The sequence below is a fragment of the Amorphus sp. 3PC139-8 genome, from assembly GCF_040750475.1.
In the GTDB taxonomy this organism is placed as follows: domain Bacteria; phylum Pseudomonadota; class Alphaproteobacteria; order Rhizobiales; family Amorphaceae; genus Amorphus.
Genome location: NZ_JABJVY010000012.1, coordinates 94,663 through 121,615, shown reverse-complemented (window position 1 = coordinate 121,615; position 26,953 = coordinate 94,663). Strand labels below are relative to the sequence as shown.

Annotated in this window: 24 protein-coding genes and 2 riboswitches; of the genes, 13 read left to right on the top strand and 11 right to left on the bottom strand. The window is 67.0% G+C overall.

The window, feature by feature from the left end; translation table 11 throughout:
• Window positions 1–357: 357 nt before the first annotated feature.
• Both parE and HNS03_RS13265 read left to right on the top strand, forming a co-directional pair.
• Complete coding sequence (gene parE / locus HNS03_RS13270) at window positions 358–2,421, top strand: DNA topoisomerase IV subunit B (protein WP_367195967.1); 2,064 nt, start codon at window positions 358–360, stop codon at window positions 2,419–2,421.
• Between the two features lie 23 nt (window positions 2,422–2,444).
• Complete coding sequence (locus tag HNS03_RS13265; RefSeq protein ID WP_367195965.1) at window positions 2,445–3,395, top strand: 2-hydroxyacid dehydrogenase; 951 nt, start codon at window positions 2,445–2,447, stop codon at window positions 3,393–3,395.
• A 27-nt stretch (window positions 3,396–3,422) separates the two neighbouring features.
• Here HNS03_RS13265 and HNS03_RS13260 read toward each other — a convergent pair whose 3' ends face one another.
• The 3 genes from HNS03_RS13260 to tpiA all read right to left on the bottom strand — a co-directional run bounded on the left by HNS03_RS13260 (window position 3,423) and on the right by tpiA (window position 5,589).
• Window positions 3,423–3,962 (bottom strand): hypothetical protein, encoded by a 540-nt coding sequence (locus HNS03_RS13260; protein WP_367195963.1) that lies wholly within the window; start codon window positions 3,960–3,962, stop codon window positions 3,423–3,425.
• Between the two features lie 46 nt (window positions 3,963–4,008).
• Complete coding sequence (locus tag HNS03_RS13255; RefSeq protein WP_367195962.1) at window positions 4,009–4,728, bottom strand: alpha/beta fold hydrolase; 720 nt, start codon at window positions 4,726–4,728, stop codon at window positions 4,009–4,011.
• Between the two features lie 117 nt (window positions 4,729–4,845).
• On the bottom strand, window positions 4,846–5,589 hold the full coding sequence (gene tpiA / locus HNS03_RS13250; protein ID WP_367195961.1) for a triose-phosphate isomerase: 744 nt from the start codon (window positions 5,587–5,589) through the stop codon (window positions 4,846–4,848).
• 322 nt (window positions 5,590–5,911) lie between these two features.
• Between tpiA and HNS03_RS13245 the strand changes: the two genes are divergently transcribed.
• The 5 genes from HNS03_RS13245 (at window position 5,912) to glp (ending at window position 11,416) form a co-directional block, all read left to right on the top strand.
• Window positions 5,912–7,792 carry a SurA N-terminal domain-containing protein gene (locus HNS03_RS13245; protein ID WP_367195959.1) on the top strand — a complete coding sequence of 627 codons (1,881 nt, stop codon included), beginning with the start codon at window positions 5,912–5,914 and terminating at the stop codon, window positions 7,790–7,792.
• Window positions 7,793–7,870: 78 nt separating this feature from the next.
• On the top strand, window positions 7,871–8,884 hold the full coding sequence (gene trpD, locus HNS03_RS13240) for an anthranilate phosphoribosyltransferase (protein ID WP_367195957.1): 1,014 nt from the start codon (window positions 7,871–7,873) through the stop codon (window positions 8,882–8,884).
• A 3-nt stretch (window positions 8,885–8,887) separates the two neighbouring features.
• Window positions 8,888–9,709: an indole-3-glycerol phosphate synthase TrpC gene (gene trpC / locus HNS03_RS13235; protein WP_367195955.1), complete on the top strand. Its 822-nt coding sequence runs from the start codon at window positions 8,888–8,890 to the stop codon at window positions 9,707–9,709.
• Entirely contained in the window at window positions 9,693–10,211 is a 519-nt protein-coding gene (gene moaC, locus HNS03_RS13230) for a cyclic pyranopterin monophosphate synthase MoaC (protein WP_367195952.1), read from the top strand. Before trpC ends, moaC begins: the two co-directional genes overlap by 17 nt.
• Complete coding sequence (gene glp, locus HNS03_RS13225) at window positions 10,208–11,416, top strand: gephyrin-like molybdotransferase Glp (RefSeq protein WP_367195950.1); 1,209 nt, start codon at window positions 10,208–10,210, stop codon at window positions 11,414–11,416. Before moaC ends, glp begins: the two co-directional genes overlap by 4 nt.
• 102 nt (window positions 11,417–11,518) lie before the next feature.
• Here glp and HNS03_RS13220 read toward each other — a convergent pair whose 3' ends face one another.
• The 6 genes from HNS03_RS13220 to cobD form a co-directional block, all read right to left on the bottom strand.
• On the bottom strand, window positions 11,519–12,193 hold the full coding sequence (locus tag HNS03_RS13220; protein WP_367195948.1) for an energy-coupling factor ABC transporter ATP-binding protein: 675 nt from the start codon (window positions 12,191–12,193) through the stop codon (window positions 11,519–11,521).
• Window positions 12,190–12,975, bottom strand: coding sequence for a cobalt ECF transporter T component CbiQ (gene cbiQ, locus HNS03_RS13215; protein ID WP_367195947.1), 786 nt, complete (start codon window positions 12,973–12,975; stop codon window positions 12,190–12,192). Before cbiQ ends, HNS03_RS13220 begins: the two co-directional genes overlap by 4 nt.
• Entirely contained in the window at window positions 12,976–13,605 is a 630-nt protein-coding gene (locus tag HNS03_RS13210) for a cobalt ABC transporter permease (protein WP_367195945.1), read from the bottom strand.
• A gap of 13 nt (window positions 13,606–13,618) precedes the next feature.
• Window positions 13,619–14,227 (bottom strand): cobalt transporter CbiM, encoded by a 609-nt coding sequence (gene cbiM, locus HNS03_RS13205; protein WP_367195944.1) that lies wholly within the window; start codon window positions 14,225–14,227, stop codon window positions 13,619–13,621.
• 22 nt (window positions 14,228–14,249) lie between these two features.
• Entirely contained in the window at window positions 14,250–15,050 is an 801-nt protein-coding gene (locus HNS03_RS13200; RefSeq protein ID WP_367195943.1) for a DUF4198 domain-containing protein, read from the bottom strand.
• A 172-nt stretch (window positions 15,051–15,222) separates the two neighbouring features.
• Window positions 15,223–15,443, bottom strand: a riboswitch (cobalamin riboswitch).
• Between the two features lie 24 nt (window positions 15,444–15,467).
• Complete coding sequence (gene cobD / locus HNS03_RS13195; RefSeq protein WP_367195941.1) at window positions 15,468–16,520, bottom strand: threonine-phosphate decarboxylase CobD; 1,053 nt, start codon at window positions 16,518–16,520, stop codon at window positions 15,468–15,470.
• Between cobD and cbiB the strand changes: the two genes are divergently transcribed.
• Window positions 16,502–17,485 carry an adenosylcobinamide-phosphate synthase CbiB gene (cbiB, locus tag HNS03_RS13190; protein WP_367195940.1) on the top strand — a complete coding sequence of 328 codons (984 nt, stop codon included), beginning with the start codon at window positions 16,502–16,504 and terminating at the stop codon, window positions 17,483–17,485. The two genes, cobD and cbiB, sit on opposite strands and share 19 nt — an antisense overlap.
• Here cbiB and HNS03_RS13185 read toward each other — a convergent pair.
• Together HNS03_RS13185 and cobO are read right to left on the bottom strand one after the other, a co-directional pair.
• Window positions 17,469–18,929, bottom strand: a complete 1,461-nt coding sequence (locus HNS03_RS13185; protein ID WP_367195938.1) for a cobyric acid synthase — start codon at window positions 18,927–18,929, stop codon at window positions 17,469–17,471. The two genes, cbiB and HNS03_RS13185, sit on opposite strands and share 17 nt — an antisense overlap.
• Before the next feature lie 79 nt (window positions 18,930–19,008).
• Entirely contained in the window at window positions 19,009–19,617 is a 609-nt protein-coding gene (cobO, locus tag HNS03_RS13180) for a cob(I)yrinic acid a,c-diamide adenosyltransferase (protein WP_367195936.1), read from the bottom strand.
• Between the two features lie 108 nt (window positions 19,618–19,725).
• Window positions 19,726–19,930: riboswitch (cobalamin riboswitch) on the top strand.
• 141 nt (window positions 19,931–20,071) lie between these two features.
• Here cobO and HNS03_RS13175 point away from each other — a divergent pair.
• Genes HNS03_RS13175 through HNS03_RS13155 form a run of 5 tightly spaced genes read left to right on the top strand, consistent with a single transcriptional unit; the run spans window position 20,072 to window position 26,901 of the window.
• The gene (locus tag HNS03_RS13175) at window positions 20,072–20,485 is read left to right on the top strand and encodes a DUF1636 family protein (RefSeq protein WP_367195935.1); all 414 of its coding nucleotides are present in this window, start codon (window positions 20,072–20,074) and stop codon (window positions 20,483–20,485) included.
• Window positions 20,482–21,534: a cobalamin biosynthesis protein CobW gene (cobW, locus tag HNS03_RS13170; RefSeq protein ID WP_367195933.1), complete on the top strand. Its 1,053-nt coding sequence runs from the start codon at window positions 20,482–20,484 to the stop codon at window positions 21,532–21,534. The genes HNS03_RS13175 and cobW overlap by 4 nt, the downstream gene beginning before the upstream one ends.
• A 20-nt stretch (window positions 21,535–21,554) precedes the next feature.
• Window positions 21,555–25,004 (top strand): cobaltochelatase subunit CobN, encoded by a 3,450-nt coding sequence (gene cobN / locus HNS03_RS13165; RefSeq protein ID WP_367195932.1) that lies wholly within the window; start codon window positions 21,555–21,557, stop codon window positions 25,002–25,004.
• Window positions 25,001–26,293 carry a precorrin-3B synthase gene (gene cobG, locus HNS03_RS13160; RefSeq protein ID WP_367195930.1) on the top strand — a complete coding sequence of 431 codons (1,293 nt, stop codon included), beginning with the start codon at window positions 25,001–25,003 and terminating at the stop codon, window positions 26,291–26,293. Before cobN ends, cobG begins: the two co-directional genes overlap by 4 nt.
• Entirely contained in the window at window positions 26,275–26,901 is a 627-nt protein-coding gene (locus HNS03_RS13155) for a precorrin-8X methylmutase (protein WP_367195929.1), read from the top strand. Before cobG ends, HNS03_RS13155 begins: the two co-directional genes overlap by 19 nt.
• Window positions 26,902–26,953: the final 52 nt, after the last annotated feature.

The following is a 26,953-nucleotide window of genomic DNA, read 5'->3' as shown; positions in this document are numbered from 1 at the left end:
TATAACGACGTCCACTTGCTGTGGCACAAACGTCACAAGGTGTGACCAAGCTGCGGCGAGAGCATGATGGTACGCCCGATATCGGGCGGCATTCGGGCACTCGCATCCGACAAGTCAAGACTTGCCATCGGCGCCGGCGGGCGCGACATCGGGGTGCGGCGCGGCCGGTTCTTGTTTCCGCCGAGCCGTGCAAGACTCTGCGTTTGCGATTCGTGCGTGATAGAGGAGAGGCAGGCGAAAAAGCCGGACCGGCTTTTCGCTCGTATCCCGCTCCTAACTTTTGGACTCGATCACGATGCGTCTGCTCCGATCGGACCGAAGCGCATCCTGACCCGCCGACGATCTGGATTTCCGCCAATGGCCAAAAGCGACGACCTGTTTGCCAGCGAGACCTCCCGCCCTGCCCGGAGCCCCGCACAGGCCGAGGCAAAGCGCCCGGCCGCCCGGTCGCAGGCAGCACAGCGGCGCACCGCTCCGATGGTTCAGGAGAGCGATGGCGGCTATTCGGCCGCCGATATCGAGGTGCTGGAGGGGCTGGAGCCGGTTCGCCGCCGGCCGGGCATGTATATCGGCGGCACCGACGCCAAGGCGCTGCACCACCTCTTCGCCGAAGTGCTGGACAACTCCATGGACGAGGCGGTGGCCGGCCATGCCACGCGCATCGAGGTCCGCCTGGACGGCGACGGCAGCTTGTCGGTGGCCGACAATGGGCGCGGCATTCCGGTCGATCCCCATCCGCGCTTTCCCGACCGCTCGGCGTTGGAAGTGATCATGACCACCCTGCATGCGGGCGGTAAGTTTGGCTCCAAGGCGTACGAGGCCTCCGGCGGCCTGCACGGCGTCGGCGTCTCGGTGGTGAACGCGCTGTCCAGCCGGCTCGACGTGGAGGTCGCGCGCGGGCGCCGGCTCTATCGCCAGAGCTTCGAGCGCGGTCATTCGACCGGACCGGTGGAAGATTGCGGCGAGGTGATGAACCGGCGCGGCACCACGGTGCGCTTCGTGCCGGACACCGAGATCTTCGGCCCGTCTGCGCGTTTCGACGCAGCGCGCGTTTTGCGCATGGCGCGCGCAAAGGCCTATCTGTTCGCCGGCGTGGAGATCCGCTGGAGCTGTTCGCCCGAGCTCGTGCGCGAGGACGTGCCGGCCGAGGCGGTGTTCCGCTTCCCCGGCGGTCTTGCCGACTATCTGCAGGAGCGCCTGAAGGGCGAACGCCGGGTGGTCGACGGGGTGTTTTCCGGCCGCGCCGGCTCCTCCGGCAAGCACGGCGCCGTGGAATGGGCGGTCGCCTTCGTCCAGTTCGACGGCTTCCTGCAATCCTACTGCAACACGGTGCCCACGCCGGAAGGCGGCACCCACGAGCAGGGGCTGAGGGCGGCGCTCTTGAAGGGCATCAAGGCTCACGGCGAACGCATCGGCCAGAAGAAGACGGCCCAGGTCACCGCCGACGACCTGATGGGCCTCGTCGCCGGCATGCTGTCGGTGTTCGTGCGCGAGCCGGAGTTCGTCGGCCAGACCAAGGACAAGCTCGCCTCCAACGAAGCGACCCGGATCGTGGAGCAGGCGCTGCGCGACGCCTTCGACCACTGGCTGGCGGAAGATCCCGCCCGCGCCTCGCAGCTCATCGAAACCGCGATCGACCGCGCCGACGAGCGTTTGCGCCGCAAGCAGGAGCGCGATGTCCAGCGCCGCAGCGCCACCCGCAAGCTGCGCCTTCCCGGCAAGCTCGCCGACTGCACCACCAACCAGGCGGCCGGCACCGAGATCTTCATCGTGGAGGGCGATTCGGCCGGCGGCTCCGCCAAACAGGCCCGCAACCGCGCCACCCAGGCGGTGCTTCCCTTGCGCGGCAAGATCCTGAACGTTGCCAGCGCCGGGCGCGACAAGCTCGCCCAGAATCAGCAGCTCGCCGACCTCAACCAGGCGCTCGGCTGCGCGACGCGGTCCGGGTTCCGGCTGGAGGACCTGCGCTACGAACGCGTGATCATCATGACGGACGCCGACGTCGACGGCGCTCACATCGCCTCGCTGCTGATCACGTTCTTCTATCGCGAGATGCCTGGCCTGGTGCGTGCCGGCCGGCTGTATCTCGCCGCCCCTCCGCTCTATCGCATGACGCAGGGCACCAAGACGCTTTACGCTCGCGACGATGCCCACCGCGAAGAGCTCCTGCGCACGGAGTTCGACGCCAAAAAGAAGGTGGAGACCGGACGGTTCAAGGGCCTGGGCGAAATGCTGCCGAACCAGCTCAAGGAGACCACGATGGACCCGAAGACCCGCACGCTGCTTCGGGTCGTGGTTGCCGAAGAGGCGGAGGAGACAACCGAAACGGTGGACCGGCTGATGGGCAACAAGGCGGAGGCGCGGTTCGCCTTCATCCAGGACCATGCCGCCTTCGCCGACCTCGAAGCGCTCGATGTGTAAGCAAGTACAGGAAAAGTCCGACCGTGACTGAGCCTCTCCTCGTCCTGCATGCGCTCCACGACACCTATTTGGATATGTTCCGAGCGGCCGGGCTTGAGCCCTATCGCGGCTGGAACAAGGCCGATCACGTCGCTGCCGATGCCGAGATCGCAAGCGAGCTTCGCATCCTCTTGACGAGTGGCTCGCGCGGCCTGACGGCTGAGGAGATGGACACCTATCCGAAGCTGGAAATGGTGCTCGCGCTCGGCGCCGGATATGAAAACATCGATCACAAGGCAGCCCGTGCCCGCGGCCTTGTAGTCACCCACGGTCCTGGCGCCAATGCCCGCCAGGTGGCCGATCATGCGATGGCGCTGATCCTGGGCACGATGCACAAGATCGCCCAGGGCGATGCCGCCGTGCGGGCCGGCCGGTGGAGCCAGTTTCGGCGCGACCTGCATCCTTCCATTTCCGGCCGCAAGCTGGGCGTTCTGGGGCTTGGCCGCATCGGCCGCGAGATCGCCAAAAGCGGCTCGGGCGGCTTTGCCATGCCGATCGGCTACACGGCCCGCAATCCGCGCTCGGATGTGGACTACAGCTATTTCGAGGATCCGATCGCCCTTGCGCGTTGGGCAGACGTAATCGCGATCGCAACGCCTGGCGGCGACGGCACCCGTCATCTCGTGAACGCGGCCTTTCTGGAGGCGCTCGGATCCGACGGCTACCTCGTCAACATCGCCCGCGGGTCGGTCGTCGACACAGACGCCTTGATTGAGGCGCTGAAGACGGGCGTGATCGCCGGCGCGGGCCTGGACGTGATCGAGGGCGAGCCGGAAGTTCCCGCCGCCCTTCTCGCATGCGACACTGTCGTGTTCACGCCGCACATCGGCGGCCATGCGCCGGAGGCGGTGAAAGCGACCGTCGAGCTCGCGATCGAGAACATTCAGGCGCATCTGGCCGGCAAGCCGGTGCTGACGCCGGTTCCCGAGAAGTAATCCGGCTTCCGCCCTCGCTTGGCTTGCTCAGCGAAACCGCGCCCAGGGATCCGGCTTGGGTTCAGGCGGCGCGTTGGGATCAAGCGGGACCCGGTAGCGATAGGTGACATTCACCCGCCTGGAACGCAGGAAATACCAGCAAAACAGCGCGCACAGCACCGCCCCTATGACGACCGTGAGGAGAATCGCATCGAAAAACGGGGCGTCACTACCGGCTGCGGCCCGATCACGGACGAGCTCCCCGTGAAAGCCCGCCGCAGCGATGGCCGTCGCGAAGAAGCGCAACAGCAGCGCCGGCACGATCAACGCACCGAACAGCGGCGAGCGATAAAGCCCCATCACCGCGACGCCGGCGAGCACCAGCCCGGAAAAGGAATCGACGTAGTGAACCTGGCGCGCATAGGGGCCGAACAGGGTGGCGAACCCTTTCGGCTCGGCCATGAAAATCTGCGCGACGCCTGCCACGCCCGCGACCACGAAGAAGACTAGAAATATCCTGAGCCAGCCCTTGACCCCGTAAAGCGGGTGGGCTTCCGCCTCGTTGATCGACAGCCGCTGCCAAGCCATCGGGCCATCCCTGTCTGCGCGGGGCCGCAGGCCCTTTGGACAAGACCTATACCCGGTTTTCGGCCAAGGGAAGTCCGAGCCAATCCGCAATGGCATGGGCAACGGCAACGGGTCGCTCCAGCGTGGAGAGATGGCCGCACGTCTCAATCGTCACCAGTGTCGCATGGGGGATGGTCCGACGGATTTCGTCCGCCGCATCCGCCGGCATGAGCTGATCGGCATCCCCCGCGATGACCAGCGTGGGCATCTCCAGCTTTGCCGCCTGTTGCAGCCTATTTTCCCGCGACAGCAGCGCCCGTTCTTGCGCGATGAACCGGTCCGGACCGACGTCATGCGCCATCGCACGGACCGTCGCCACCAGATCTGCGTCTTCTAGCCGGGCGGGATGCAGGAAGGCCGGCAGCAACCGATCGATGACATCCTCGAAGCGGCTGTCTTCGGCGAGCGCGATCAGCTCGCGCCGACTGGCGGCCTTCTCAGGCGAATCGGGGCTGATCTTGGTGTTGAACAGGCCCAGATGATTGACCCGATCGGGAGCCCGCAGCGCCATTTCCAGGGCGATGTAGCCACCCATGGAAAGACCGGCCAGCGCGAAATAGGGCGGCGAGGCCGCTAGGATCTGGTCGGCGATTTCCCCGATTGTGTCCGGACCGAGATGTTCGGCGATTTGGACGGAGATCGCGTCCTGGCCGAGCACATCCACCAAGGGCGCAAACAAACGCGGCGTACAGGCAAGACCGGGAACGAGGACAAGCGGTGGCAACACGGCCAGGATACTCCTCTGCGATCGTTTCCAGAGCCTTTGCAGGCGAAGGGGAAACCGGGTCTCCTGTTAAACGCCGTTTTGCCGCCTCGCGTTCAATCGGGGCCTATCTTGAGAGGTCTATCCCGCCTTCGCGATGGCGAGAAAGTCGCTCGCCTTGAGGCTGGCACCACCGACCAGCGCACCGTTGACGTGATCCACGCCGAGCAACGTTGCCGCGTTGTCCGGCTTCACCGATCCGCCGTAGAGGATCTTGATCGCGCCGCCGTCGTCGCCGAAGCGCTTTTCCAGAACCAAGCGAATCGCGGCGTGCATGCTCGCGACGTCCTCGACCGTCGGCGTCCGTCCGGTGCCGATCGCCCAGACTGGCTCGTAGGCGACCACGAGATTTGCTGCCGTCGCCCTCTCCGGCAGCGATCCGTCGAGCTGGCGCTCCACTACCTCGACGGCCCGGCCGGCATCGCGTTCCGCTTCCGTCTCGCCCACGCACGCGATCGCGACCAGCCCGGCCCGCCAGACCGCCTCGACCTTCGCCCGCACCACGGCGTCGGTCTCGCCATGATCGGCACGGCGCTCCGAATGACCGACGATCACATGGCTTGCACCGCAATCGGCCAGCATTTCCGCGGAGATGTCGCCGGTGTGCGCCCCGCTGACGGCCGCATGGCAATCCTGCCCGCCGATGGAAACACCGGTATTCTGCGCCCGAAGCGCGAATGCGGCGACCAGGGTTGCGGGCGGACAGATCAGAAGGTCGACCGTGTCCGGGACCTCGGAGCGGCCGGCGATCATCGCCTCCAACTCTCCGATCGAACGCGCCAGACCGTTCATCTTCCAATTGCCGGCAATCAACGTAGACGTCACGCGACTGTCTCCTCCCATTCAGATCACGTCTGCGTCAGGCACCATATGCCTTTCGCCGCGATCGGGTTTCAATTCACATACGCACCGCAGCGGACCAGGCACCGTCCAGCTCGTTCCGCACCTGAAATCGGCCTATGCCGTTCAAGCCAATGCGCGGTTGCATCTTGCGCCTGACCGTCCCGGCTGCGATGACGGGTCGGTTTCGGCCCATAGAAACACTCGTGACGGGTGATAAGTCCATATGCTTGCCCGGCATCGGTGCGCTTTCTATGATCCGCGGCCTTAACGCCAGGATCACGACAACAACGGTTGCCCCTTCTTCATGCTCAACCAACTTCGGCGCGGCGCCAGCACGTGGGTCGCAAAAGTCCTCATCGCGCTACTGGTCCTCAGCTTCGGCATCTGGGGCATCGCCGATATTTTCCGCGGTTTCGGGGCGAACCAGGTCGCCCGGGTGGGAGATACGGAAATCACCGCCGTGGAGTTCCAGCGCGACTACAACCGCGCGCTCCAGCGGCTGAGCCAGCAGGCAGGCCGGCCGATCCCGGCCGACGAGGCGATCCAGTACGGCCTGCCCAGGCAGATCCTCGGCGCGCTTGCCACCGACGCGCTGCTGACCGATGCCGCCAAGGACTATGGCATCGGCGTCGGTGACGAGCGGGTGGCTGCGTCGATTCGCGACGACAGCACCTTCCAAGGCCCTTCGGGACAGTTCGACCGCAACCGCCTCCAGCAGATTCTCGCCGCCAACGGCATGACCGAGGACGGCTATATCGAGGATCAGCGCAATCTCCTGGAGCGGCGCCAGCTCGTCGACGGCCTGTTCGGCGGGCTCGGCGTGCCGACCGTTTATCTCGAAGCGGTCAACCAGTACCGTAACGAAGAGCGCACGATCCGCTATTTCACCGTGGATCGCGATGCGATCGACGCCATTCCCGATCCGACCGACGACGAGCTGACCTCGTTCTACAACGAGCACAAGGCGGAGTTCGCCGCTCCCGAATATCGCGCGCTCGCGCTTCTGCAGGCCAATGCCGAGACCATCGCCAACCCCTCCTCCATCAGCGAGGAGGATGCGCGCGAGGTCTACGACGGATCGCCGAACCGGTTCGGCACACCAGAAACGCGCCACGTGCAGCAGGTCTTTTTCGACGACAAGGCGCGCGCCCAGGCGGCAGCGCAGAAGCTCGCCTCCGGCACGCCGTTCGAAGAGATCCTCGTCTCCGCCGGGCGGACCATGAGCGACGTGGATCTGGGCACGGTGGACCGCAGCCAGATCGTCGATCCGGCGGTCGCCGAAGCCGCCTTTTCCTTGGAGGGGCCGGGCGCCGAGGTGGTCGACGGGCGCTTCGGCACCGTGCTGGTGCGCGTGAGTGAGATCAATCCGGGCGCGCGCCAGCCTTTCTCCGAGGTCGAAAGCACGATTCGCCAGGAGCTGGCCCAGCAAGCCGCCGAACGCGAAGTGCTGGATCTCTACGACGAGGTCGAGGACGCCTTCGCCGGCGGCGCGACCATGCAGGAAGTCGCCAAGCGGTTCTCGATTCCGCTGCAGATGGTGCCCGCCGTCAGTGCCTCGGGCACGGCCCCCGGCGGAGCCAACGTAACGTTGCCGGCCAAGGACGACCTGCTCTCCGACGCGTTCGACACCGAAGTGGGCGCCGACAATCCGCCGATCCAGGTCGGCCCGGCCGATTATGTCTGGTATCGCGTCACCGACGTGACCCCCGCCCGCGACCGCCCGCTCGACGAGGTGCGCGGCCCGGTGATCGCGGCCTGGACCGAGACCCAGGTGACCGACAAGATCGCGACCCTCGCCCAGGACGCCGCGGAACGCGTGCGCAACGGCGAAAGCCTGGAAGCGGTGGCCCAGTCGATCGGCGCCGAGGTCCAGACCTCCGAGCCGTTCACCCGCGACGGCAACGCCGGGACCTTGCCGCAAGGCGCGGTCACAGCGGCTTTCGACGGCCCGCAAGGCAGCATTACCGATGTGGCCGCCGCCGATACGCGCCATCTGGTGATCGAGGTGGCGAGTGTCGACCGACCGGCCTTCTTCGCTGAAGCGGCCGACAACGAGCCCGCCCGGCAGCGGCTGCAGCGGTCAATGGGCGACGCGCTGGTCGGCTCCTATGTCGCGGCGCTGGAGCGTGAGCGGCCGATGGAGGTCAACCAGCAAATGTTGAACCAGATCGTCGGCGCGCCCTAATGGGTTCGGCCTTCGATCGCGGACCATCGCCGATCGAAAGCCGGGCAACGGATCGAGCAAGCGAAGGGGACCCGGCTGATGGCCGAGCTCAAAACCCTGATCGACAAGGTTGCACAAGGCGAGGCCCTCTCCCGCGAGGAAGCTCGGCGCGCCTTCGACGTCATGATGTCGGGTGAGGCCACCCCGTCGCAGATGGGCGGCCTGCTGATGGGACTGCGGATCCGCGGCGAAACCATCGACGAGATCACCGGGGCGGTCGAGACCATGCGCGAGAAGATGCGCCGCGTCTCCGCCCCTGCGGACGCGATCGACATCGTCGGCACCGGCGGCGACGCCAAGGGCAGCTACAACGTCTCCACCTGTTCGGCGTTCGTGGTCGCTGCGGCGGGCGTCCCGGTGGCCAAGCACGGCAACCGCGCGCTGTCCTCTAAATCCGGGGCCGCCGACGTGCTCACCGCGCTCGGCATCAACATCGAGCTCGACCCCGAGGCGATCGGCCGCTGCATCCGCGAGGCCAATGTCGGCTTCATGTTCGCGCCGGCCCACCATGCCGCCATGAAGCATGTCGGCCCGACCCGGGTGGAGCTCGGAACCCGCACGATCTTCAACATTCTCGGGCCGCTTTCCAATCCGGCCGACGTCGGCCGCCAACTCGTCGGCGTGTTCGATAAGCGTTGGCTGGCGCCGCTTGCCCAGGCGCTCGGCAAGCTCGGCTCGACCAAGGCGTGGATCGTCCACGGCGCCGACGGCCTGGACGAAATCACGGTCACATCGGAGACCTATGTCGCCGCGCTGGAGAACGGCGAGGTGACGGAATTCACCATCAAGCCGGAGGATGCCGGCCTGCCGCGCTGGCCGCTTTCGGAGCTGATCGGAGGCGATGCCCACAAAAACGCCACAGCGTTGCGCGAGGTCCTTGCCGGCAAGGCAGGCCCCTATCGCGACATCGTGCTGATGAATGCGGGAGCGGCCCTTCTGATCGCCGATCGGGCGTCCTCGCTTGAAGAAGGTGTGGCGCTGGCAGCGGAAACCATCGACAGCGGACGAGCGCTCGAAACCCTGGGCAAGCTCGTCGCGGCATCGAACGAGTAGCGTATGACCGACATCCTCACCGAGATCGAAGCCTACAAGCGCGCCGAAATCGACGCGGCGAAAGCGGCGATCCCGCAGGACGAAATCGAGCTGATGGCGCGTGACGCGCCTCCGCCCCGCTCCTTTCGCGCCGGATTGGAAAAGGCGATCGGCGCCGGCAAGCCCGGCCTGATTGCCGAGATCAAGAAGGCGAGCCCGTCCAAGGGCGTGATCCGGGAGGATTTCGACCCCGTCGCGCTCGCGAAAGCCTATGAGACGGGTGGCGCGAGCTGCCTGTCCGTCCTGACGGACGGACCCTCCTTCCAAGGATCGCCGGAATTTCTGAAAGCGGCGCGCGCGGCCGTGGCGCTGCCGGTGATCCGGAAAGACTTCCTCTACGATCCTTACCAGGTATTCGAAGCGCGGGCCTGGGGCGCCGATGCGATCCTGGTCATCATGGCGGCGATCGACGACGCCACCGCGACCCGGCTGGTGGAAACCGCTCACAACCTCGGCATGGACGCGCTGATTGAAGTTCATGACGAGGCAGAGCTTACCCGCGCCGTCGAGATCCCGGCGGTGATGATGGGCGTCAACAACCGCAATCTGAAGACCTTCGAGACGACCTTGGAGACCTCCGAGACGTTGGCTCCGAAAATCCCGGGCAACCGTCTCCTGGTCGCCGAATCGGGCATTTCCACCCCGCATGACATTGCACGGCTCTCCAAGGTCGGCTTCGACGCCTTCCTGGTCGGTGAAAGCCTGATGCGCCAGGACGACGTGGAAGCGGCCACGCGGGCCCTGCTCTCGCCGGTCAAGGTCGAAGCCGATGCCGTCGCCGGGTGACGAGGCCCGGCAGGCCGGGTCCACCCTCACCCATCTCGACGAGACCGGCGCGGCGCGCATGGTCGACGTCTCCGACAAGAACGTCACCCACCGGGAGGCGGTGGCGACCGGATCGGTGGCCATGCTGCCGGAGACGCTGGACCTGATCCTCGCCGGCGATTTGAAGAAGGGCGACGTGTTCGCGGTCGCCCGGATTGCCGGCATCATGGCCGCCAAGCGCACCCATGAGCTGATCCCGCTCTGCCATCCGTTGCCGATCTCCTCCGTCAAGGTCGAGGTGGAAGCCGATCGGCTGTTGCCCGGCTTGAAGGTCACCGCGCGGGTTGCCGTCGACAGCCGGACCGGCGTGGAGATGGAGGCCCTGACGGCCGCCAGCGTGGCGTGTCTGACGATCTACGACATGGCCAAGGCGGTGGAGCGCGGCATGGTGATCGGCGACATCCGTCTGGTCACCAAATCCGGCGGCCGATCCGGAGACTGGCAAGCGGGGGCGCCGGCATGACTCTGCTTCCCGTTGCCGATGCCCGCCGCCGCGTGCTTGACGGCGCCTCCCGCCTCGGCGTCGAGACCGTGTCGCTTGCCGACGCCCATGGCCGCGTTCTGGCGCAGGATCTTGCCGCCCGGCGCAGCCAGCCTCCCTTCCCCGCCTCCGCCATGGATGGCTATGCGGTGCGCGCCTCGGATGCGGCGACGGAGGGCGCGACACTCCGCCTCGTCGGAACGGCTGCGGCAGGACACCGCTACGAAGGTGCACTTGGCCCCGGCGAAACCGTGCGCATCTTCACCGGCGCGCCGGTTCCCGATCAGGCCGACACGATCCTGATCCAGGAAAACGCCACGGCGCGGGACGATGGAACAATCCGCGTCGACACGCCCGTAGAGCCGGGCCGCCATGTGCGCCGCGCCGGATTGGACTTCGAGGCCGACGAGGTCCTGCTGTCCGCCGGGACCCGGATCGCCGCTCGCCACATCGCTCTTGCCGCCGCCATGAACCACGCGGAGATCGCGGTTGCCCGTCGGCCGCGGATCGGCCTGATCGCCACCGGCGACGAGCTGGTGCCCCCCGGCACCGAGCCCGGACCAGACCAGATCGTCGCGTCCAACACGCCGGCGCTGACCGCGCTGATTGCCGCGGCGGGCGGCGAGGCGCTCGATCTCGGCATTGTGCGCGACGATGCGACGGCGACGGCCGCAGCGCTTGCAGAAGGGCGCGCCCGCGGCGCGGACGTGCTGGTCACGCTGGGTGGCGCCTCCGTCGGCGATCACGATCTGGTCAAGCAGGCCTTCGGCGACGCCGGCATGGAGCTCGGTTTTTGGAAGATCGCCATGCGGCCGGGCAAGCCGCTGATCTTCGGCCGACTGGAAGCGTTGCGGGTGCTGGGTCTGCCGGGCAACCCGGTTTCCAGCCTGGTGTGCGCCATCCAGTTCCTGGTGCCGCTGGTTCGCGCCCTGCAGGGCGACAATGATCCGGGCCCCCACGCGGAGCCGGCCATCCTCGCCCATGCCATGGGTGCCAACGGCGATCGGGAGGACTATGTCCGCGCGACGCTGTCGCATCGCGACGATGCGCTCCCGCTTGTCGACCCGTTCACGCTGCAGGATTCTTCCATGCTGTCGACGTTGGCCGCCTCGGGCGCGTTGGTGATCCGCCCGCCTCACGCCCCGGCGGCGGATGCCGGCAGCCTATGTCGGATCATTCGGCTGTAGAGTAATTTCAGGGAAAGTGGGGACCGGTTTTCCGTCCGAAATTGCGCCAAGAACAAGCCTACCGCGGCGCCGCCGCTTCGCCGGAAATCCGACACGCGCCGATCAGGCGGGAATCAGGGTCCCATCGCTGAGCCGAACGGCGCGCGTTCCGATCCGCTCGCGAAAGCGCGAATCGTGGGAAACCACGATCATCGCCTGAGGCAACCCCAGCAGGATCTCCGTCAGCCGCCCCTCGTTGGCCTCGTCGAGCGCATTGGTCGGCTCGTCGAGAAGCAGAACCTCCGGCTTCATGGCAAGCACCGCCGCCAGCGTCACCAACCGCTTTTCGCCGCCGGAGAGCTTGTGGGTCACCCGATCCTTCAGATGGCGCAAATCGAGGTCGGAAAGCACGCTCTCCACCACCGCCATTGCCTCGTCGCGGCGCTGACCGAGATTCAAAGGGCCAAAGGCAATATCTTCGGCCACCGTGGGGCAGAAGAGCTGGTCGTCCGGATCCTGAAACACCAAGCCCGCAAGCCGGCGGACATCATGGAAATCGGCCTCCTCGCGCCGCTCCTGGCCGAACGCAACGACGCGCCCGCTCGTTGGCCGCAGCAGGCCGACGACGATGGACAGCAGCGTGCTCTTGCCAGCCCCGTTGTGGCCGACGAGACAAAGCCGTTCGCCGCGCTCAAGCTGCAGATCCGCGTCCGATAGCACCGGCGCGTGACCCGGATAGGAAAAGGAAATCCCGGAAAGCTCGATCAGTGCGGCGTCGTCTGCCTGTTCCGCGCTCATTGCGCCACCTGAACGGCGACGATGCCCGCAACGACGACCGCGAACACCAGCGAAAAGGCAAGATCGCGGTGGGTGAAGGCAAGCTCATCGATCAAGGGAATCCGTCCGGTGAAGCCCCGGCAGCGCATCGCCGCCAAAATCCGTTCCGAGCGCTCGATCGCGCGCACCAGCATCATGCCGACCAGATAGCCGATCGAGCGGTAGGTGTGTCGGTTGTTGCCAGCCTTGAAGCCGCGCGCCTTCATGGCGACGCGCAAGCGCAGATATTCGCTCTGCAGGACTTCCACGTAGCGTACCGTGAACATCAGCAGGTAAACGAGATTATCCGGCACTTTCAGCCGATGCAGCGCATGGCCGAGTGTGACCGGCTCCATCGACCCCACCAGCGCCATCAGCGCGAGGATCACTGCGTTCGCCTTCAACGCGATCTCCACCGCCTGCCATAACCCCTGCCACGAGGCAGTGAGGCCGAAGACCACAAAGATCGGATCGCCCGGCACGGTGAACGGCAGCATCGCCAGCATCACGATGATGAAGCCGTCCATCATCGCCATGCGCTTCAGCGTCTGCCCCACGGGCAGACGCGCGAACGCCATCATGCCCACAGCGGCCAGAAGTGCGCAGGCAAGGGCGGCAAGGTCATGTAGCGCCACCACTGCAATGGCGAACATGACGGCGGCGACGACACGGGTGCGCGGATCGATGGCATCGATGCCGAGACCCGGCGCAATGGCGCCCGTGTCGCGCAGAGCACGGCGATCATGACCGAGAACGTGTCCCACTTAGGACCTCTGAAGCTTGCGGCGGGCGGCAATGTAATAGCCGACACCGAACAGGCCCAAAATGTAACCGATTCCGCCAAGAACGCCCTGGAGATCCGCCTTCTCCTTGTAGGCGGCAAGGTCACGGCGCAACGGGATTACCTGTTTCTGCACCGCCTCGGTGATCATCCGGCGCTGTTCCTCCTGGAAGGCGGCGAGATCGATGCCGGCAGCAACCATTTGTCCTGCATCCGACGACGGTGCGGTCGGCGTCGATCCGGTAGAAGCCGTAGCCGAAGTCGACGCAGGCGCCTCCCCCTCTTCGCCGTCGATCGGCGGCAGTTCGTCCACCTCCATGCGCACTTCCGCCACGTGGCCTGCTCCGAGATTGGAGCGGAAGATATGGGGAACCTTTTTCGTTGGGACGTAAGTGAAAAAGCCGTCGGCGCCGGTTCGGGTCTCGCCGAGCTTGTTGCCGTCCTCGTCGAAGACTTCCACCAAGGCATCGGGCGCCATTTCGCCGTTGGAAAAGCCGATCTCGCCTTCGATCGCGTCGCCGCTGGTAAAGACCGACGCAATGACGTTGTGGGCCGACGCCGGGGCGGCGGGGACGAGCATCAGCAGAAGGACAAAAGCCTGCAGCAGCCGCATCGTTCTCTCCTTCTCAACCGGTCACGACGCCGAAGATTTCGGGTTTCACGCGGCGTGCCAGATAGACGGCCGCTCCGGTGATCAAGGCTTCGACCCCCATGATCGGGATGTGGGCGAAAAAGACGAGCTTGGCGGCAGGAACGAACTCCTCCCCGCTCAAGGCCAGCGCCACAGCCACACAGCCGGTGGTGAGCGCAATCGCCAGCCCACCGCCGATGGCCCCCCAAATCGCAGCGACGGCAGGACCGGAGCGGACGATGCCCGGCCGACAAAGAAAGTAGACGAGGACGGCCGGCAGCGCGATGTCGAGCGTATTGATGCCGAGGACCGTGAGCCCCCCGAACCCGAAGAACACGGCCTGCAACAAGAGCCCCACGAACAGCGCCGGAAAGGCGGCCCAGCCGAGCACCAGCCCGGCCAAGCCATTCATGATCAGGTGAACGCTGGAGGGTCCGATCGGCACGTGGACGAGGGAGGCCACGAAAAAGGTCGCGCTCAACACCCCGGCCGCCGGAATCTTCTCAGCCGTCAGAGACTTCAAGCCGAGAGCGATCCCGCCGACGGCGAGAACGGCTCCGCCGATCACGACGTCGTTGGACAACGCCCCATCCACGATATGCATCGGTTGGTCTCCGAATCCCGCCTTATTCGACGTCGTAGGCGCGCACCCAGAGCACCGCGTCCTGGGAGAGTTCCTTACCCTCGAACTCCGTATCCGGCCCCGAGCCGAGAGCGGCGAAGCCCCAGAAGCCGGCCTTCGGAACGCCGAAGGTGAAGTAGCCCTCATCATCGCTGATCGCGACCACGGCCCCGCCGGGCATCGGCGACGCCACCGGCTCGCTCGGCTTGTTTTCGCCCATCCGCGGCTCGGCGGCCATATATTCCACCTCGATTTCCGCGCCCGCGACCGGCTCGCCATTCGACATCACGCGACCAGTGAAGGTCGAACCAGCCAGGATGTTGGTCGGCCGGTTCAAGGGCACGATCTCGGTCTTGAGACCCTGGGGCTCCATCCAGTCGGTCGGAAGCTGGTTGAGGTTCAGATAGCTCTTGGTGAGCTGCTGGATGTAGATGTCCTCGCTTTCCTCGTAGTAGGGCGCAGGCTCTATCACGAGGACATAGTCGCCGGAACGACGCACCGGTACGGAGGCGGTGTAGGCAGCCGCATCGTTTTCGATGCCGGCAAACGCGATGGGCTCAAGCCGATCCATCAGGTCGATCTTCTTGCCGCGGTTGACGGCGTAGAAGGCGAGCGGCTCGCCCATATCCATCACGAAGCCGTTTTCGAACGGATGCCAGAACACCAGCATCAACGGCACGTCGCCCGGCTTGGTCAGGTTCACTTCCGGCGTGTAGACGAGCTGAAAATGGGCACTCGCCGCAATCGGACTAAGAGCCAGTGCGGCGCCGACAGCGGCCGCTGAAAGTTTGGATAGAAAGGTCACGTCGTCGCTCCCAAGCGTCCCGGCCCGGTCGGGATATGCGACCGGCGGGGCAGACTCTGAAAGAACGATCGGGGAATGTGGCGCTTTGGACGGGAGACTGGCGAAACGCCCCTGCCGACCAACCCGCCAGACGCACACCCCGGCGTCCGGTTAAGGGGCACTCCCGGCATGGCCGGCAGTGCAAGTCGGCGGCAGGTCTCCTGGCTTGCGGGTCGTCGCATCAGCGTCCACCTTCCCGGAACCAGCAGATCCCAGTGGCTTTTCGGACGCCGCGCTCGCCGCTCACAGTTGCGGGGGCAGCCACGGACTTGGTCCCGAGCGGGACCGCACCGTATTCCCTTCTTACGTTCCGGCACGCGTGGCGCGCCGGAAACCATCGACGGCGCCAATAGGCCGGAGTCGATGGCGGGAGTCAACTCAACCGGGTGAACGAGCGCCGTCTCCGACGGTCCGTGTCAGCCGGCTCCACTCCGACTGCGATGCCGGCAATCCGAAGCGAAGCAGCTCCCGGTCGTGCTCGAAGCGGCGCACCCAGATCCCGGCCCGGCCGAGACGATCGAACACCGCCGGGGCAGCCGGCGAGCGGTAGCAACGAAACAGTCGCGTCCCTCCCAGCGCCGACCCAAGAACGGGGTGAAGCAGTGCATCCAGCCAGTCCGCATCCGCCGCCCGCGCCGACGCTGCATCGGCAAGCCAATCCCGATCCGACAGCGCGCGCCGGCCGAGCTCTATTGCGGGACCGGCGACCGCCCATGGGCCCATGCGCGCCCGCAACTCGGCGGCCATGTCCGGCTTCGCAATCGCGAAGCCGAGCCGAATGCCGGCCAGCCCGTAGGTCTTGCCGAAGGAGCGCAGAACCACGGCATTCGGCGGCAGCACCGGCGCGAGACTTTCAGCGGGTTCGAAGTCGGCGAAGGCCTCGTCGACCACCAGCCAACCGCCCTCGCCGGCCCGCGCCGCCGCCTCGGCAAGCAGCGACGGGCGATCGATCACGCGTCCGTCCGGATTGTTGGGATTGACCACCACGACGATCTCCGCGTCCGCCTCCGACAGGCGCGTCACTTCGACGACATCGTGTCCGGCCTTGCGCCAGGCGTGGGCGTGTTCGGCGTAAGTCGGTCCCAAGATGGCGACACGTTTCGCCGTCCAGAGCCGGGGCAGAAGCTCAATCAGCGCCTGGGTTCCCGGTGCGGCGACCACCTGGCTCGTCTCGGACGCGCCATAGGCCGATCGCGCGGCCGCTTCCAACGCCTCCTGATCGGCGGGCGACGGCAACCGATGAAAGACGCTTAACGGCAGCTCGCCGACGGGATAGGGAACCGGGTTGATCCCGGTCGACAGGTCGATCCACGGCTCGGGAGCATCGGGAAAGAGTGCGCGGGCGGCGGCGAGATCGCCGCCATGCGCGGGTCCGGTCTGATTGTGGCTCATGGTGCGGGAGGGCCGTCCGCTTGTTGTTGTCCGGGTCATTGGCCGTTCTCGTCTGTGCGCTCGTGGTCGAGGCGCTGGCCGGCTATCCGGCCCCTCTCTACGCCAGGATCGGCCATCCGGTCACCTGGATGGGCGCACTGATCGATGCGCTCGACCGTCGCCTCAACCGCGAGAGCGACCGGGATACGCGCCGTCAAGCCTTTGGGATTGTCGCGCTCGCGCTGCTCCTTGCCGCAACGCTGGCGGTGACAGCCGCGCTCAACTGGGCGCTCGGCTTTCTCGGCACTATCGGGCTGGTTGTGACCGGCGTGCTGACCTCCACTCTGATCGCTCAGCGCAGCCTGTTCACCCATGTCGCGGCGGTCGCCACCGGCCTTGAAACGGAGGGGCTCGCCGGTGGCCGGCGCGCCGTCGCCATGATCGTCGGACGCAATCCGAACACGCTGGACGAGGCCGCCGTCTGTCGGGCGGCGATCGAAAGCCTTGCTGAAAATTTCTCCGACGGCGTCGTCGCGCCCGCCTTCTGGGCCGGCGTCGCCGGCCTGCCGGGGGCGGCGGCCTACAAGGCGATCAACACCGCCGATTCGATGATCGGCCACCGTACGCCGCGCCACGCAGCGTTCGGATGGGCGGCCGCCCGGTTGGACGATCTCGTCAACCTGCCGGCCTCGCGCCTGACGGCGCTGCTGATCGCCGGCGCCGCCACACTTTCCGGGGAATCAGCACGGGACGCCTGGCAGGCCGTGCGCCGGGACGCCCGTCACCACCGCTCACCCAACGCCGGCTGGCCGGAAGCGGCAGTCGCCGGCGCGCTGGGCCTGCGGCTGGCCGGCCCGCGCACCTATGGCGCAACGCTGGTGGAGGACGCCTATATGGGCAACGGCCGCGCCGAGGCCACAGCGGCCGACATCCGCCGCGCGCTCCGGCTCTACCGGACAGCGTGTGGCCTTTTGTGGGCGCTCGCCGCCGGCGCCCTCGCCCTCGCGCTCACTGTCCTGAGCTGATCTCCAACAGCCGATCGGCGTCCACGTGGGCCTCCAGATGCTCGGCCAGTCGGTCGAGGACGTCGTCGACCATTTGCTCGTAGTCGAGATCGCTGGTTCGCGCCGCGATCGTCTCCAGCAGCTGGCGGCGCATCTCCGCCCCCGAAAACAGCCCATGGAGATAGGTGCCCACCACGCGGCCATCGCGGGAGACGGCGCCGTCCGTCGCCCCACCCGCAAGCGTCGCGAACGGCCGGGCCGTGTCCGGGCCCTGGCTCACGCCTAGATGCATCTCGTAGCCGACGACCGGAACCTCGGAACCTGCCAGCCGCCCGCTCGCCGCGACCAGCCGCTTGTCGCCACCCATCCGGGTTTCCACGTCCAGAAGGCCGAGCCCTTCGACCCGGCGGGGCGAGCCTTCCAGCCCTTCGGGATCGTCGATAACGCGCCCCAGCATCTGATAGCCGCCACACAGGCCCATCACCCGCCCGCCACGGCGGACGTGGGCGGCGATATCGATATCCCAGCCTTCGCGGCGCAGAAATTCGAGGTCGTCAATGGTGGCCTTGGAGCCCGGCAACAGCACCAGCGTCGCCTCGGCGGGGATCGGCGTGCCGGGATGGATCAGGCGAACCTCTACCCCCGGCTCTTCGCGCAGGGGATCGAGATCGTCGAAATTGGAGATTCGCGGCGTGACCGGGACGGCGATCACAACCGCGCCTGCACGAGCGTCCGACCCGGCGAGCCCCAGAATGTCCTCCGCCGGCAACCGCCGCGCCTCCTCGAAATGCGGAATCAGTCCCAGCGCCGGCCAGCCGGTGCGTTCGGCAACGAAGGCCATGCCGTCGGCGAACAGCCCCGGATCGCCCCGAAAGCGGTTGACCAGGAAACCACGGATCATCGCCGCGTCGTCCGGGTCGAGCACCGTCTTGGTGCCGACCAGGCTCGCAATCACCCCGCCCCGATCGATATCGCCGACCAACACCACCGGGGTGCCGGTTGCCCGGGCAAATCCCATGTTGGCGATGTCGCCCTTGCGCAAATTCACTTCGGAGGCGGAGCCGGCGCCTTCCACGATGACGAGATCGGCCTCGCCGCCAAGCCGATCGAAGCTCTCTTTGACCGCCGCCATCAGGCGCGGTTTCCAATCCTGGAATTCCCGCGCCCGCGCGGTGCCCACCACCTTGCCCTGCACCACCACCTGAGCCCCGATCTCGCTTTGAGGCTTCAACAGCACCGGGTTCATGTGAACCGACAGCGGCACACCGGCGGCGCGGGCTTGGAGTGCCTGGGCACGACCAATCTCGCCGCCATCTTCGGTCACGGCCGCGTTGTTGGACATGTTTTGGGGTTTGAACGGCCGGACCCTCAGCCCCCGGCGCGCAAAGAGCCGGCAGAAGCCGGCCACCAGTAGCGATTTGCCGACATTCGAGCCGGTCCCCTGGACCATGAAGGCGCGGGTCATGGGCGGCATCCGCGCAGCCGTGAGCGAAGCGAACTGGCGTGAGCGGAGACAAACTTGATCCAGCTCAGCGCGCGACCCATCAGAACTCGATGCCTTCCTGCGCCTTCACGCCGGCGGCGAAATGATGCTTAACGAGCGTCATCTCAGTCACCAAGTCGGCGACCTCGATCAGCTCCGGCTTGGCGTTGCGCCCAGTCACCACGACGTGCAGGTCCGGCCGGCGGTCGGCGAGACGCGCCACCACCTGGTCCAGCGGCAGATAATCGTAGCGCAGCGCGATGTTGAGTTCGTCCAGCACCAAAAGCCGGATCTCCGGATCCTCCATCAGCGCTTCCGCCTGCGCCCAGGCTGCCTTCGCGGCCGCCACATCGCGCTCGCGGTCCTGGGTCTCCCAGGTGAAGCCCTCACCCATGGTGTGCCAGGCGATCTGATCGCCGAATCGGGCGAATGCAGCCTTCTCCCCGGTTTCCCAGCCCCCCTTGATGAACTGGACCACGCCCACCTTCCAGTCATGACCGAGCGCGCGCAGAATCAGCCCCATGGCCGCCGTCGACTTGCCCTTGCCCGGGCCGGTGTTCACGATCAGCAGTCCCTTTTCGATGGTCTTGGAGGCGACCTCTCGGTCCTGCACTTCCTTGCGCTTCTGCATCTTCTGGCGATGACGCTCGGCGGCGTCGGTCTCGGTCACGGCGTTTGGTCCTCCTTCCACGAAATCGGCGCGAGCCTAGAGCGGGGGAGCACCTGCGGAAAGGCCCCTTTCGCTGAGCGACCTTGCATCCGGCCGGCCCCGGCGATAACCATCACGGTCTGCGACGGTGCCCCGGCAACGGGGTGAAAAGGGAACGCGGTGCGGACTTTCCGGTCCAAAACCGTGGCTGCCCCCGCAACTGTAGGCGGGCTCACTTCCACCCGACACGCCACTGGAGATGGACCTCCGGGAAGGCTGGTGGAAGCGCGATGGCCCGCAAGCCAGGAGACCTGCCGTCGCCGTTCGCTTCTATGGGCCGATCCGTCGGGGTGTACGCGATCGCGCAGTGCCGGGGCCCTCGCTCCGCTCCGTCCGTAGAAGTGTCGCCCGGACTCCGGGCTGCGAAGGACGGAGTGATGATGACGTTTCCGAAATCCCTGGCCGGTGGCACTTGATGACGGCACCGACCCCAGACACCGAAGCGCCGATTCGTCTGATGGTCTGCACCACCTGCCGCGAGGCCGGTGTATCGGCGGACGATCCGGAACGGCCGGGTGCGCGCCTGCACCAGGCGCTCGCCGAACGGCTGGCCGAGGACGCGCAGCTATCCTGCCGGATCGCCCTTGAAGCGGTGACCTGCCTTTCGGTCTGCAAGCGGCCATGTACCATCGCGGTCTCCGGTCCCGATCGCTGGACCTATGTCTACGGCGATCTTGACGCAGACGTCTCTGCCGACACCATCCTCGCCGGAGTCGGCCTCTACGCCGACACGGCGGACGGCATCGTGCCCTGGCGCCAGCGTCCCACCGAATTCAAAAAGGGCGTCGTCGCCCGCATTCCCCCATTCAGCTCCGGGAGCCAGAGATGACCGGCTTTGCCAAGATCCCCTGCACCATCGTCACCGGCTTCCTTGGGGCCGGCAAGACGACCCTCGTTCGCCACGTACTGGAGCATGCCGACGGCGCGCGCATCGCGATCCTCGTCAACGAGTTCGGCGATGTCGGCTTCGACGGCTCGTTCCTGGAAGGCTGCGGCATCGAAGGCTGCGGCGACGGCCAGGTGGTGGAGCTGCCGAATGGCTGCATCTGCTGCACCGTGGCCGACGACTTCCTACCCGCGCTGGACACGATCCTCTCCTGGGAGACGCCGCCGGACCACATCCTGATCGAAACCTCCGGTCTGGCGCTGCCGAAGCCACTGGTGACGGCCTTCAACTGGCCGCAGATCAAGTCGCGCGTCACCGTCGACGGCGTGATCGCGGTGGTGGAAGGTCCGGCCGTCGCCGACGGTATGTTCGTCGATGACGAAGAAGCGCTTGCCGCCCAGCGCGAGCGCGACCAGTCGGTCGATCACGACAACCCGCTGGAGGAGGTGTTCGAGGATCAGATCTTGTGCGCCGACATGATCTTGATGAACAAGGCCGACCTGATGGACGACGCCCAGAAGGCCAAGGCCCGAACCGAGATCGAGGATCACCTGCCGCGCGCGGTAAAGATCGTGGAAACGGCCCACGGCAAGGTCGATCCGACGCTCCTGCTCGGCCTCGGCGCCGCCGTTGAAGACGATCTCGACGCCCGCCGCACCCATCACGACGGCGAAGAGGACCACGACCACGACGACTTCGAGACGGTGGCCGTCTCCGTCGCATCGGTTGAAAGCCCGGAAGCCCTGATTGCCCAGGTGGCGCAAGCGGCCGAAGCCGACGGCGTGCTGCGGATCAAGGGCTTCGTGCCGGTGGACGGCAAGCCGATGCGCCTCGTCATCCAGGGCGTGGGCCGCCGCGTGGCACATCATTTCGACCGGCCGTGGAAACCGGGCGAGGTGCGCGAGGGCCATCTGGTCGTGATTGGCCTGAAAGGCTTCGATCTAAACAGCGTCAAGCGCGCGCTTGCGGCCGACGCCGCGCTGAGCGCGTAGGCGGCAGGGCGCGGATCGATATGCATCTCCTCCCGGTCACGAGCGTCAGCCTGGACGACGGCGACACCGCCGTCGATCTCGGCCAGCCGCCGGGAGAGATCGTGGTGCTGTCGTTCGCCGAATCCGACCTAGCCGCGATCGCGACGGCTTACGAGGCGGATCACGCTGCGCTGCCGACGCTCCGTCTGGCGAGCCTGAGGCGGCTGCGGCATCCGCTGTCGGTCGATTTCTACATCGACAAGACGCTGTCCAAGGCGCGCATCGTGCTGGTGCGTTGCCTGGGCGGGCTGGACTATTGGCGCTACGGCGTGGAAGCCACGGCGGCCGCCTGCCGTGCGCACGGCATTTCGCTTGCCGTGATTCCCGGCGACGGACGCGCCGACCCGCGCCTCGACGATCATTGCACGGTGAGCGAGGAGACCCGGCAGCGGATCACCGCCTATTTCGACGCCGGCGGCACCAGCAACATGCGCGGGCTGTTGGGCTTTCTTGCCCGAGAAATCGGTTGGGATGTCGCGGCGACCGCTCCGGAGGATGTCCCGCCCTTCTTCGCCTGGGACCCAGTGCAGGGGATTTTCGATCCGCTGGCCCTGCCCCATCCTCTGCTCACTCTCGCGAAAGCGGGAGTCCATGGGGAAATCCCGGATCTTGAGGCGTCTGCGCCATGGATTCCCGCTTTCGGGGGAATGAGCGGAGAAAAGGGAAATGCCGCCCCCCAATCCGAAACTCAGCAAGACCAGGAGCGTCGGCAACCCCTCGCCCTGGTGATTGCATATCGCTCGGCTATCCTGGCCGGCGAGACGGCACCGCTTGCCACCATGATCACGGCTTTGGACGCACGCGGCCTCGCGCCCCTCGTGCTCGGCGTGACCAGCCTGAAGGACGACCGGGCGACCGGCCCGCTCGGTACGCTTCTGGCCCGCGCAAAGCCGGACGTCATCGTCTCCACCACCGCCTTTTCCGCCCGCCAGGACGGCGACTTCGTGCTGGACCGGGCCGACTGTCCAATTCTGCAGGCCACTCCCTCGGGAAGCCGACAGGAAGCCTGGGAGGCCTCCGACCGGGGACTGGCGGCCGCCGACCTCGCCATGCAGGTGGCGCTGCCGGAATTCGACGGACGCATCTCCGGCTTTCCGATCTCCTTCCGCGAAGAGACGGAGGAGGACCCCACGCTCGCCTTCGCGCGGCGCATTCCAGTGCCCTATAACGACGGCATCGCCGCACTCGCCAACCAGGCGGCGGGCTGGGTCCGGCTGCGGCGGACACCCAGGAGCGATCGGCGGATCGCGATCGTACTCTCCGACTATCCCGCCCGCGCTGGACGGGCCGGTTTCGCCGTCGGTCTCGATACCCCCGCCTCCACCTGCCGGATTCTCGACGATCTGGCCGAGGCCGGCTACGTGACGGCGCGTGGGTTCGACGGCCAGGAGCTGATGGCCCGTCTGACTTCCGAGCCGAGAAACCAACCTGAAGGCGCAAGGCTCACCATTCCCCTCGATGCCTATCGCGCCTGGCTCGACACGCTGCCCGCCAGCCTCCGCGATGCGCTCTCCGCCCGCTGGGGCGATCCGGCGACCGACCCGGCCTGCACAGACGGCGTCTTCCGCTTCCCCTCCGTGGAAGCCGGCAACGCGCTGGTGGCCCTGCAACCCGACCGCAGTCGGGGCACGGACCGCAAGGCGATTTATCACGACCCGGACGAGATCCCGACCCACGCCTATCTCGCCTTCTATTTGGCGCTGCGCTCCGGCGTCGACGCCATGATCCATCTCGGCACCCATGGCACCGGGGAGTGGCTGCCAGGCAAGGCGGTGGCGCTCTCCCCCGCTTGCTGGCCGCGGGTGATCGTCGGTGATCTGCCGGTGATCTATCCCTTCATCTGCGACGACCCTGGCGAGGCTGCTCCCGCCAAGCGCCGGCTCGGCGCCGTCACCGTCGGCCATCTCACCCCGCTGACCGGCGAAGCCGGGCTTCATGGCGAGGCGGCCGCACTGCGCGAGTTGGTGGAGGAATTCTCCGAGGCTCAGGTGCTCGATCCGCGACGGGCGGATCTCGTCGCCGCCGACATTCTGGAGCGGGCCGAACTTTCCGGTCTTGCCGGCGAATGCGGCGTCACCCGCAACATGGAGATGGCGGACGCTCTGACGCGGCTTGACGCCCATCTCTGCGATCTCGGCGAGATCACCGTGCGCGACGGGCTCCACGTCTTCGCCGCCGCGCCGGAAGGTTACGAAAGCTGCAGCGCCGGCGAACGCGAGGGACTGCTGGCCGCGCTCGATGGACGCTTCGCCGTACCCGGTCCAGCCGGTTCGCCCTCGCGCGGCCGCGCCGACGTAATCCCGACAGGCCGCAACCTTGCCACCGTCGACCCACGCGCGATCCCGACCCGTGCGGCCTCGATCCTCGGCGACAAGGCCGCGCAAGAGGTGGTGCGCCGCCATCTGCAGGAGCATGGCGATTGGCCGCGCCGCATCGTAATGGATCTCTGGGCCTCCCCAACATTGCGCACCGGCGGCGAGGACATCGCGCACATCCTGGCGCTGATGGGCGCGCGGCCGCGCTGGGACGATGCCTCGACCCGGGTCTCCGGCTTCGAGATCCTGCCGCTTGCCAAGCTCGATCGGCCGCGCATCGATGTGACCATCCGCATTTCGGGCGCCTTCCGCGATACTTTCCCCGACCAGATCGCGCTGATCGACCAGGCGGTGCAGGCGATCGCGGACCTGGACGAGGACGACGCCTGGAACGCGCTCGCCGAAGCCAAGCGCGACGGCGACGACATGGCCCGCATTTTCGGTGCCGCCTGGGGGCGCTACGGCGCCGGCGTCGCCGGTCAGGCGCTGGGCGGTGGCTGGGAGGTGACGGAGGATCTCGGCGCGGTCTATCTCGCGGAGACCGGTCTCGCCTTCGGTGGCAGGGGCGGAGATGGCCAGGCTCATGGCGGCTTTGCCGCGCGCATCGAGGCCGCCGACGCCTTCGTGCATACCACCGACGTGGGCGAGCGCGATCTTCTCGACGGCGATTCGATTGCCGATTCTTTCGGCGGCTTCGTTGCGGCGGCCAAGCGGCTCGGCGCCGACCCGAGCCTCTACAGCCTCGACACCTCCAAGCCCGAGCGCCCGGTCTCGCGCACGCTGAAGGAAGATCTCGCCCGCATCGTCCGCGGCCGACTCACCAATCCCCGCTGGATCGACGCCCAGCTTTCCCATGGCTGGCGCGGCGGCGCGGAACTCGCCCAGGGCGTGGAGGCACTTTACGTCTTCGCCGCCACCACCGAAGCAGTGCCGGACACCGCCTTCGACGCGATCCTGCAGGCCTATCTCCTGGACGAGGACGTGAACGCGCGTCTGAGATCGGCGAACGCCCCCGCCGAGCGGGCCATCCGAGATCGGCTGACGGATCTCAGGCGACGCGGGCTTTGGCAGAGCCGACTGAACTCCGCCGCCCTTCTGGACGAGGCGGCGGAATGACCGCGACAGCCGACCAGATGGCGCGCGGCTGGTGTCCCGGCGTGCGCCGGCCGATGGAGTCCGGCGACGGGCTGATCGTGCGGGTGCATCCGCGCAACGGTACGCTGACGCGCGACCAGGTGAGCGGCGTCGCAGACGCCGCATCCCGCTTCGGCAACGGTATTCTGGATATCACCAGCCACGCCAACCTGCAGATCAGAGGGGCGCGGGAGGCCACCCGGGCGCCGCTGGAAGCCGAACTCGACCGGCTCGGCCTGGTAGAAGCGTCGCCGCGTCCACCCTACCGCGCGACCGTGATCTCGCCGCTTACCGGCGACGATCCGAACGAAATCGTCGACGCCCGACCCCTGGCCGATATGGTCGAGGCCGCAGTTGCCGAGATGACGCTTCCGGCAAAATTCCTGATCGCGATCGAGACCGGCGGCGCATCGGCGCTGGATCATCTCGCCCCGGACCTGCGAATCGACGCGGATCAACCCGACACGGTCTCGATCGCCCTTGCCCGGCCAGATGGCCGTTGCTGGGGCGCCCCAATGGCGCTCGATGACCTGGAGCCGACGCTGCGGCGCCTCTTGTCGGCGCTTTCGACGGCCCTTGCCGACCATGCAGTCCGGCGGGTGCGCGCACTTCCCACCGAGACGATCGAGGCGCTGCTGTCTCCTCCCAGCGCGCCGCACCGGATGCCTCTCCCACCCCTGCCCGCGGCCGGGATCGTCTCCTTGAAAGACGGCTATGTCGGTCTGCTCGCAGCGGCACCGTTCGGCCAGCTTTCCAGCGACCAGCTCGCCGCTGTCGCGACGAGCGCCGACAAGGCCGGCGTTCCCCGGATTCGCCTGACGCCCGCGCGTGGGATATTCCTGCCCGGCCTGTCGGAGGCAACCGCAACCGATCTTGTCCCGGCCCTTTCCGACCTCGGTCTCGTGACGGCACCCAACGACAAGCGATTGCGCGTCGTGACTTGCCCCGGCGCGCCGGCCTGCAGTCGGGCGCTTACGCCCACGCGATCCCGCGCGGCGCGGCTGGCCGAGCATCTTCCGGATGGGCCCTGGCCCGCGCTCGTCCACCTTTCCGGTTGCGCCAAAGGCTGCGCCCGACGCAAGGCCGCGCCGTTGACGCTGGTCGCCGCCGACACCGGCTTCGATGTCGTACTCGACGGCGGTCCGTTCGACGTGCCGGTTGCAAATCTCGATTTCGACGACATTCTGCACCGCCTTGCCGCACCCGGCGACGAGGCGAACCTTCGTACCCGCTTTGGAGGCCGCACAGCCCGATGCGCCACGACTACCTGAAGACCGGCGACGAGATCTATCGCCGCTCCTTCGCGATCATCCGATCCGAAGCCGATCTCTCGCCATGGAGCGGCACCGCCGAGCGTGTGGTGGTGCGGATGATCCACGCCTGCGGCATGACCGACCTGCCCGCCGACGTCGCCATGTCGGACGATTTCGCGCCCGCCGCGGAAGCCGCCCTGAAGGCCGGCGCGGCGATCCTGTGCGACGCTAAGATGGTGGCAAACGGCATCACCCGCTCCCGGCTTCCCGCCGACAATCCCGTGATCTGCACCCTCGACGATCCGAGCGTTCCGGCGCTCGCCACGTCGCTCGGCACCACACGGACCGCCGCTGCGATCACGCTGTGGGAGACGCAGCTCGCCGGCGCGTTGGTGGTGGTCGGCAATGCGCCCACCGCTCTGTTTAGGCTTCTGGAAATGCTCGACGAGGGCGCGCCGAAGCCGGCTGCCGTGATCGGCATTCCGGTCGGCTTCGTGGGGGCAGCCGAGTCCAAGGACGCGCTCGCCGCAGACGGGCGCGTGCCGTATCTGGTCGTGCGCGGCCGGCGCGGCGGTAGCGCCATGGCGGCGGCCGCCGTCAATGCGCTCGCTTCCAGCGTGGAGTGAGGAAAAGTGGACACCGGTTTTCAGCCCGCACTCCACGCAGCCCGGCCGAGCG